At 48.0% G+C, this 4109-nt stretch carries 9 protein-coding genes; all 9 read right to left on the bottom strand.

The window, feature by feature from the left end; genetic code table 11:
• Positions 1-424: hypothetical protein (locus ACM0OY_RS39665; RefSeq protein WP_414574185.1), on the bottom strand; the 424-nt coding region annotated here is incomplete at its 3' end.
• Positions 425-703: 279 nt separating this feature from the next.
• Entirely contained in the window at positions 704-1951 is a 1248-nt protein-coding gene (locus ACM0OY_RS39660; RefSeq protein ID WP_414574184.1) for a hypothetical protein, read from the bottom strand.
• A complete protein-coding gene (locus tag ACM0OY_RS39655; protein WP_414574183.1) occupies positions 1948-2310 on the bottom strand; it encodes a hypothetical protein in 363 nt (120 codons plus the stop codon). The genes ACM0OY_RS39660 and ACM0OY_RS39655 overlap by 4 nt, the downstream gene beginning before the upstream one ends.
• Positions 2300-2455, bottom strand: a complete 156-nt coding sequence (locus tag ACM0OY_RS39650) for a hypothetical protein (RefSeq protein WP_414574182.1) — start codon at positions 2453-2455, stop codon at positions 2300-2302. Before ACM0OY_RS39650 ends, ACM0OY_RS39655 begins: the two co-directional genes overlap by 11 nt.
• 233 nt (positions 2456-2688) lie before the next feature.
• The gene (locus ACM0OY_RS39645; RefSeq protein ID WP_414574181.1) at positions 2689-2889 is read right to left on the bottom strand and encodes a hypothetical protein; all 201 of its coding nucleotides are present in this window, start codon (positions 2887-2889) and stop codon (positions 2689-2691) included.
• Positions 2882-3109 (bottom strand): hypothetical protein, encoded by a 228-nt coding sequence (locus ACM0OY_RS39640; RefSeq protein WP_414574180.1) that lies wholly within the window; start codon positions 3107-3109, stop codon positions 2882-2884. The genes ACM0OY_RS39645 and ACM0OY_RS39640 overlap by 8 nt, the downstream gene beginning before the upstream one ends.
• An 80-nt stretch (positions 3110-3189) precedes the next feature.
• The gene (locus tag ACM0OY_RS39635; RefSeq protein WP_414574179.1) at positions 3190-3372 is read right to left on the bottom strand and encodes a hypothetical protein; all 183 of its coding nucleotides are present in this window, start codon (positions 3370-3372) and stop codon (positions 3190-3192) included.
• A 10-nt stretch (positions 3373-3382) separates the two neighbouring features.
• Positions 3383-3751, bottom strand: coding sequence for a hypothetical protein (locus tag ACM0OY_RS39630; RefSeq protein WP_414574178.1), 369 nt, complete (start codon positions 3749-3751; stop codon positions 3383-3385).
• Between the two features lie 94 nt (positions 3752-3845).
• A partial coding sequence (locus ACM0OY_RS39625) for a hypothetical protein (protein ID WP_414574177.1) occupies positions 3846-4109 on the bottom strand: 264 nt, incomplete at its 5' end.

Below are 4109 nucleotides of genomic sequence, written 5' to 3'. Positions count from 1 at the left end.
CATCGCCATCGTCATCGTCGTAAGTATCTATTGCTAAATCAGATTTGTTTTCGGGGTCAAGAAAAGAGTCAACATCGCTCTCGGTTGTTGTGTTGTCGTCAAAATCTGTTTTTAAAATGTCCCCGGCACTTTCTACAAAGGCTTGATGTATTTCAAGTACAGTTTTGTATTTTCTTATTTGCTCACGTAATTCCCTAAGTTCGGAATTTAATTTAGATTTCTCTTCACGTAATTCCCGAATTTCTTCCCTTACCTGTTGTCTTGTATCTTCATGTAGCGAACGCTCAATTTTTAAGCTTAACTTTCTGCGTTCCTCGTCGGGGTCTTCTCCTTCATTGAGTAATATTGTTTCCTCCATGACTCTATTAGAGTAATTCCCCAAATTTTCAGTGCGCTTAACTGTTATCGATTGAGTGGTAGGCATTGTTTTCTCCTAATTAAATTTGGTAGATGGACAGTGATAGCATTTTCAAAAATTTTGTCTACAATTGCCGAAACCCTTATTTTTTAAGGTTTTTAGGCGTCTACAGCCAAAATTTTTGGGCTGAAAAATTGTAGACGCTGTAGACGGTCTGTCGATGAGGTGGTGACGGGGTTAAAATCGTCTTCAGTAAAACTGGCAGTATTGGAGACTTGCTAACTAATTCGCCCCTAAAGCACTGCTGCAAGGTGTAGGCGAACTATAGACAAACTGTAGACAATACTACGACCACTTCCAGCCGAGTCGATCGCCATTTCCCTCCACTTCGCCCAAACCCCTGTCAGCCATAGAAGCGAAGATGATCCGCACTTCATCTGGCTGCATACCGTCAAATAGCCGCGTAGCTCGGCTGAGCATTCCAGCCTTTAAAATCTCACCTGGGTGCTGTTGACCCCAGTCCAAGATAAATTGCTCATACTCGTTCATGGCTGATGGAAGCGATCGCGCCTCATCACTTCCCCCGCCGGAGATTTCCGCAGGCGCGATCGCGTTTTGTGCCCAGTTGCTCAAATCCAGTTCACAGGGTTGGTCATCGACCATAAATCGCTTTTTACCTCCGGCTTTCAACCATTGCTCTAGTTGAGGATCTTTGAGCTTAGTCCTGGCGTGGTCGCGGCCGAACTGTCCCAAACGCACCAGCACGAAGCAGCTGTAAAGGGTGTCTTTGTCGCCTTGCAATCCGTAATTTTCAGCCGTGTCATTTTGGGCCAGCGCACAAACGAACTGTTTGTAACGTCGTCCCCGTTTGGCATGGCGTTTTATCCAGGTGCTAGCGTTATCGCATTCATCAGCCAGGATGGGGAATTCCTCTGCAATTAGAAAACGTTCGCGTCCGGCGATCGCGTTATCTCCCCCATCTCCCCGCAGTTCTACAAGCTCCTCCAAGGTTTTAAGGTCATTGCCCATTGCCTCATCGATGGCTTGAAAGTTTCCCTTTCTGCCAATAACATCGGCTTGGTCAATCCATGCCCAATCATCGGGTTTTGCGTCACTGTCGTAAACAATGACTCTGCCACCAATTCTTGATGATAGGTACTGGGTGAAAGTCGATTTACCATCGCCAGTGCCACCGACTAAAGCAACGTGTTTTTGCTTTTTTTGGATGTACTCAACTGGATCTGTAATCATGTTTTCTGGTTGCCAACTGGCATCAATCGCCCCAACTGTGAGCGCTAACTGTGCCGTGGTTTGTGTCTGAGTTCTAGCCAAAGCTTGAAAATTCAGCCGTGATGCCCGGTCGATGTCGCCAAGTGATTCAAGGAGAATCTTGGCAGTTTGGCGATGTCTGCGCCCTACTTCCAAAGTCCCAACTGACGCTGCTAGTATCCACGGCTTAGACTCAGTTTTCTGACTCGCTCCCAGAAACAACAAACCACAGCTAAGAGCTAAACTTCCCCAGAATGACCACTTGGCGCGGGTATACATCTGCAAGTGTTGGTGTAACTGAGAAGGATGTAGTTTTGTAGTCATAGTCCGAGTAAAACTCCCACTGCAATCAACCCAACACGCAACAGGAGAATATCTTTGACCTCTGGGACTGCTTGGTGCAAATAAACTGCCACAGTTCCAGCCACCGCTAACACTCCCAAAACACCCAGCCGGATAAATCCAGGCAGAGGCAGGGTAACCCAAAAGCTACTTAATAAAGCGGGAATTGCCACTGTGGAAGCAAGTTCATAAGCTAGGTCTGGCAGACTGTCTGGCAGGGCGATCGCGTTTATCCACCCCTTTTTAAATTCCTGGAGTTTATCAACTTGGGGAGTAGGGAGTGGGGAGTAACCGCGATCGCTCGGAACTTCAACTACAATTTTTGGCTGTTCATCGGCCATTGCGGTTCACCTCACAGTTGATGCGAACAATATCTACTGTTGCTCTCAAGCACAAGGCCACTAAGGGCATGAGCAATAAAAGGATGATTAACGCTCCCATCGCCTCCCCCAGGGCAGAAGTTAGTTTTGATGGTTCTTTATTCATGGATGCAGCCCCCAATTGAGGGGGCTTATTAATTAACTGAACGCGTCTAAAATCGCGTTGAAGTTGTAAACCGAGTTGTCCGGCTGTTGCTCGACTGGTTTGGGCATTGGCTCTAGGCTGGCGGCGATGCCTTCCTTAATCCCGGTTTCGCAGGCGGCTAGATGTAAGTCGTAGTCCAGTTCGATGGCTGCAAGTTCCGCTTGCGACTGATACCAGTCGGGGGGGGGGGAATGTTACTGTGCATCGATCTGCCCTGCCCAGTAGTGTTTCATTGCTTCTTCTACTGCTTCCTGGTCTTCGGGTTTTCTCCCAAAGTTGGGTTTCCCTGCTTCGTCTCTAGCTACCACTTCAGAAGCTTTTACAGCTACGTCTACTGGAACCCCCTCTTGGACAAGGGCTGTGAGCGATGCTCGATAAAGATTTTCTTTAAACATCGTGCCCCCAATCGCTGTACTGCCCGTAGCCACTAGTTTGGGTGAGTCGGTCTGATATTCGGTTGATAACTTCGTTATCACTTGTAGGCAGTGGTTTTCCTTGAAGGTAGGCGGCTGAGATGTCGGCGCATTCCTCGGAGGTGGCGCCGTTGCCCAAAAGTTGCCCCTCTGGGAAGCCGACGCAATGGATTTCGTTGCTTGGGTACTGTTGATCGGTCATAATTTTGATGGGTAATTTTGAAAGAAATTAGCCAACTTATTGGGGGCGATCGCGCGTTCTTGGCAGAGGTGGATCGCCCTTTAAAAATCGGCTTGGTCTTCTGCTTCTCTAATCTCGGTTACTGCTTGTCTAATGCGTTCGGCGATCTCTTCAAATCCGGCGTTAACACTTTCTGGGTTTTCAGTGTTGATGACAATCATTTCGATGCCCTGTGATGCCCAGTAAGCTGGATCTGAGTAGTCTGGTTCGTTTGGGTCGGTCATTTTAATCTCCTTAATAATCAACTTTAGTGGCAGTAGTGCTGTTGAAAAGTGTTACAAGCCATATCTGCCAGGTTTTTCGCCTTGTTGGGCTAACCTCGATCGGTTGACGGGTGTCAAGGCAAACTGCCCGACCGTCGTTGAGTTTGACGTAAAGGCTTTTCCCGGTTTTCGACCGAGAAAACAGTTGACCGGGTTCTAAAGTGCCAAAGCCTACCTGAGTTCTACCTACTACGTATTCAGCTTGGTGAGAATCGAACCCCTCTGAGAGCGGATCGTCTGCCATTTCTTTCCACTCTCTCGGTTTGCCCTTGCGTTCAGTCTTATTGGTGGTCGATTTACCGTTTGTCGTGGCTCGATCTGCGATCTGTTGGTCGGTCATAGTGGGTGACGTGTCCCTCGATAGTGGGTGACGTGTGCTTCATTGATTGGTGAAATGTACCTCGTTAGCGGGTGACGTGTACTTGACAAGTGCTTTAGTAGTCGCTCAATAAAGTGGGCTGCTTTTGTGGCTCAACTGCTTGCACAGCATAGTTTTGGGCGTTCTCAGTAAACATTGAGATGGTGGTAAATTCGTCTAACAAGCCTGCTGTGATCTGTGTTGTCAGTTCCAAAAGTTCATCTTCTTGAAGCTCGTCACACCAGGAGACGACCTCTTGCGGGATGTCGGCAAAGCCCCATTCGTTCCAATGGTGAGCTACATCGCAGTTCTCCCGCAGTGCCAGGAAGATTAGGCAATT

This window comes from Nostoc sp. CCY 9925, assembly GCF_963920935.1.
GTDB lineage: Bacteria > Cyanobacteriota > Cyanobacteriia > Cyanobacteriales > Nostocaceae > Nostoc.
Note: the sequence above shows the minus strand (reverse complement) of the source record. Positions and strands in the feature narration are given on the sequence as shown.

What these genes read in the sequence shown, in the direction of transcription:
- ACM0OY_RS39660 (WP_414574184.1), bottom strand. Translation starts at nt 1,951, where the DNA reads ATGACTACAAAACTACATCCTTCTCAGTTACACCAACACTTGCAGATG.
- ACM0OY_RS39655 (WP_414574183.1), bottom strand. Translation starts at nt 2,310, where the DNA reads ATGGCCGATGAACAGCCAAAAATTGTAGTTGAAGTTCCGAGCGATCGC.
- ACM0OY_RS39650 (WP_414574182.1), bottom strand. Translation starts at nt 2,455, where the DNA reads ATGAATAAAGAACCATCAAAACTAACTTCTGCCCTGGGGGAGGCGATG.
- ACM0OY_RS39645 (WP_414574181.1), bottom strand. Translation starts at nt 2,889, where the DNA reads ATGTTTAAAGAAAATCTTTATCGAGCATCGCTCACAGCCCTTGTCCAA.
- ACM0OY_RS39640 (WP_414574180.1), bottom strand. Translation starts at nt 3,109, where the DNA reads ATGACCGATCAACAGTACCCAAGCAACGAAATCCATTGCGTCGGCTTC.
- ACM0OY_RS39635 (WP_414574179.1), bottom strand. Translation starts at nt 3,372, where the DNA reads ATGACCGACCCAAACGAACCAGACTACTCAGATCCAGCTTACTGGGCA.
- ACM0OY_RS39630 (WP_414574178.1), bottom strand. Translation starts at nt 3,751, where the DNA reads ATGACCGACCAACAGATCGCAGATCGAGCCACGACAAACGGTAAATCG.